The sequence below is a fragment of the Mesorhizobium sp. M7A.F.Ca.US.002.01.1.1 genome, assembly GCF_004022955.1.
GTDB lineage: Bacteria > Pseudomonadota > Alphaproteobacteria > Rhizobiales > Rhizobiaceae > Mesorhizobium > Mesorhizobium ciceri.
On sequence record NZ_RZQE01000577.1, the window covers coordinates 1 to 3,220 of the forward strand.

The 3,220-nt window shown below is 62.9% G+C and carries 4 protein-coding genes and 1 pseudogene; 1 reads left to right on the forward strand and 4 read right to left on the reverse strand.

What is annotated here, in order from left to right; genetic code table 11:
* Both EN932_RS32230 and EN932_RS32235 read right to left on the reverse strand, forming a co-directional pair.
* Window positions 1-121: DUF2269 family protein (locus tag EN932_RS32230; protein WP_128369369.1), on the reverse strand; the 121-nt coding region annotated here is incomplete at its 3' end.
* Window positions 121-1,407, reverse strand: a complete 1,287-nt coding sequence (locus tag EN932_RS32235) for an SDR family oxidoreductase (protein WP_127413917.1) — start codon at window positions 1,405-1,407, stop codon at window positions 121-123. The genes EN932_RS32230 and EN932_RS32235, both read right to left, overlap by 1 nt.
* Here EN932_RS32235 and EN932_RS38205 point away from each other — a divergent pair.
* Window positions 1,312-1,788 (forward strand): hypothetical protein, encoded by a 477-nt coding sequence (locus EN932_RS38205; RefSeq protein WP_164890731.1) that lies wholly within the window; start codon window positions 1,312-1,314, stop codon window positions 1,786-1,788. The genes EN932_RS32235 and EN932_RS38205 overlap by 96 nt on opposite strands.
* Window positions 1,789-1,841: 53 nt before the next feature.
* On the opposite strand, the pseudogene EN932_RS32245 reads toward EN932_RS38205, so the two are convergent.
* A pseudogene (locus tag EN932_RS32245) lies at window positions 1,842-2,359 on the reverse strand (ferritin-like domain-containing protein).
* Between the two features lie 553 nt (window positions 2,360-2,912).
* Window positions 2,913-3,047: a hypothetical protein gene (locus EN932_RS39625; RefSeq protein WP_013525051.1), complete on the reverse strand. Its 135-nt coding sequence runs from the start codon at window positions 3,045-3,047 to the stop codon at window positions 2,913-2,915.
* Window positions 3,048-3,220 lie beyond the last annotated feature (173 nt).

A 3,220-nucleotide genomic window follows, 5' to 3' on the forward strand; every position in this document is an offset into this window, starting at 1 on the left:
CGATGGTCGAGGAATTTCCGGTCCGGTGAGCGAGCAGCATGAAGAAGGCGATGCCGGCGCCGGTGCCCAGCAGCACGGCCGCGCCGACGACATGCAGGAACTTGAGCATGAAGTAGGTCATCAGCGTTCCTCCAGGACCGCCAGCGCGACAAAATGCAGAACCAGGATCGGCAGGATCTTCAGGAATGGGCCGAGCGGCTCGTTCCACAGTTCTGGTCGCAGCATGGTCCCCGCGATCGCATAGAAAAGAGCCACCGCAATCGCCCCGAACAGCCCCAGCCGACTGGTCGGTCGCCAGGCGATCAACGCGCCGACCGCCATGTCGGCCAACGCTCCGGCGATGACCGCCGGTTCCGCCAGCGGACCGATGGCCGTGCCGACCAGCAAGTCGACCCCGCGGCGCCAGCCGGTGGTCAGGGAAATGATGCCGGTCATGATCCAGAAGAAGGGCAGGACAGTAAAGATCGCCGGCTTGACGAAATAGAGACGGGCGAACCATCGCTCCTGCACCGTCGCGGGATTGAGCTTTAGCGCCGCTTCGAGGCTGGATGGTTGGATCCCTGTCGCTGTGATCCACGCCTGCGGGTCGCCGACAGCGCCCCGCACGATTTCCTTGGCCGCATTGCTGCGCATCGGCGGGCGCCAGCCGAGCAGAGCCGCCGCATCGCCGACCCGGTACAGGCCGGCCGCGACGCTACCGGGCAGAGTGAACTCTCCAGCCGGTCTCGACCCGAGCCAGCGGCGGTAGAGGCCGACCACCTTGCTCATCGGCAGCGCTTCAGGTCCGGCAAGGTCAAGCGCAAGGTGCGATGCGCTATCGGGCCGGAGAAAATGCAGGACAGTGGCGATCACGTCATCCAACTGTACGACCTGAAGCCGACCCGTGCTGGGCATCACCGGCAACAGTGGCAATGCGGCCAGTCCGCGAAACAGCGCACTGGCGCCGAACGCCGGCCGGCCCAGCACGACCGACGGGCGCAGGATGACCCAGTCCAAATCGCGCGCCATCAACGCCTGGTCGCCAGCCAGCTTGGTGGCCGAGAAGGCGGACGGCTGCAGCCGATCGACCCCGATTGCCGAGAAGTGAATGACTTTTCTCACGCCCGCCTGCTCACAGGCGGCAAAGAGTGCCGATGCGCCACCCGCATGCACACCGCCAGTGCTTTCTTGCGCGCTGTCCTGCAGCACGCCGGCGCAGTTGACGACCGCGTCGATGCCTATCAGATGCGGGCTCCAGTCCTGCGTCTGCAGCGCCTTTGCCATGTCGAACAAGACAGGCGGCAAGCCTCTGAAGGGAGCGGCGCCGGCACGATGCAGCACGCGAACGATTTCATATCCATCGGCGGCCAGGCGCGCACAAAGAGAAGCTCCGATCAGACCCGACGCGCCGGTGACGAGGACCCTCACCTGGCACCTGAAAACTGCAGTGACAGTCGCGCCTCATCCTGTCTGCACGCGGAGCCGGACGAAACAGCGGTGTCGCTGCGATCGGGCCGCACGATCGAGCGATTCCGCGCGCCTCGCCGAGGGCAGATGGAAGCGAGCGTCGCGGCGCTGCTGGCGCGTCCGGCCAGAGCTCCGACAGTTTCGAGCAATGATATCGAGCGGAAGCTCGGGTTGATTGTTCCTTTGGTTTCTACCATGGGCGCTGATCCCAAGCTGCCACGGATGTTCCTGCCACCATTCATGGGCAAGGCGAGTTGTTCGCGCAGGAATGACCGCCTCGGACGGTTCAATGCAACAACCGTATCCACTATTTGCTCATGCACGCAGCGCCAGCCAACCTGATCGACGGTGTCGATGGACTCGATCTCCCTCCCGCCCAACGCGTTCAGCTAGATCTAGGCGGCATCTTGCAGCGCCCTTTCATTTACGCTGGTGCCTCCAAGCTGCGTCAACGCCTCGTCCGTTGCCTTCTCTTCGTCGAGCGTCTGCTGCAGCAGCGGAACCGCGTCATTCAAGCCGAGCAGCCTTGCCCAGGTTACCAATGTCCCATAACGGGCGATCTCATAATGCTCGACGGCCTGGGCAGCGGCAACAAGCCCGGCGTCGAGGGCCGGCGCCGCCTGGAACTCCTTCAGTATCTCCCCGCCCTCCTCAATGATGCCGTCGATCGCGGGACAGGTCTTGCCCTGCGCGCGCTTGCCGAAAATCTCGAACACCTGCTGCAGCCGCTCAACCTGACCCTCAGTCTCGTCGCGGTGCTTCTCGAACGCGGCGGTCAACTCTTGCGATTCGGTACCCCTGGCCATTTTCTTGAGGGCACTTAACGCTCCGCGTAGTATATGTCCTTCAAGGCTTCGTAAAATAGATCTTCCAGGCCCTTTGTGCTGCTCTGGGCGCTTTTCTTCGTCGCCATCTCCATGTCCCACTTCGAGTTCAATGCTTCGCGGCATATGCAGCTCTAACAACCAAGGCCATCGGTTGTTCCTCGCCCTCAAAGACATCGTGGGAACACGAGCAAGGACCGTGGGGATCTCGCTCCGTTCTGGTCGGCACAACCGGCGCCATGTCGCCTCTGCGCCTGGCTAGCCTCGCGGCCGCTTGTCAAGCCGCCTGCCGCGCCTTAACCGGCGTTCTCGCCTATCGAAGTCGATTGCTGGTCACGCTTTCGCCGATCAATGTTGATAAGACGGCGGTCGGGGGCCGCGGTGCCGGAACGACCTCTTCAGCGTTTTGTGGGCAAGCTGCTGTGAGACCAGATCGCGCGCTTTTCGGCACATATTGCAAGCCACAATGGTCGCTCGGCTGCCTCTGCCGGTCTAAACGGGACCCGGCCCGCGGCATGCCCGGATGGTTGAAGCGGATTGTTGAAAAGGTGTGTCGGGGTGAACTAGATCATGCGCCGCCATCGGTTGCGACGATCGAGCGACGATTGCTCCTACCGGCCGCCCGACCGCCGTTTCGCTTCTTCATCGATCCTGCGACCTGAGAATCTTGAGTGCCTCGTCCTTGGTGAGGCCGCACTTTCGGGCAAAGTAGTTCGCTTCGATGGCCCTTTCGCGATCCGTCCGAGACGCGGTGTTCTGCTTGGCCTTCTTGCCCATCGATGCTATCGCCTCGATTATATCGCCTGCTGGTGATCAAGCGCCTACGCCGTGGGAGGGCTCACGCGGGGATCGGGTCACCAATCTTGCAGCTCCGCTGCCTGGCTCGAACTGTGGTTTGGCGCGATTGTTCCGAGATCGCAGAACTTCGCAAGAGATGCCTGGCGCCGGAC

Bases quoted from the DNA above. Each gene is read 5' to 3' on its own strand.
- EN932_RS39625 (WP_013525051.1), bottom strand. From the start codon at position 3,047: ATGGGCAAGAAGGCCAAGCAGAACACCGCGTCTCGGACGGATCGCGAA.
- EN932_RS38205 (WP_164890731.1), top strand. From the start codon at position 1,312: ATGCAGCACGCGAACGATTTCATATCCATCGGCGGCCAGGCGCGCACA.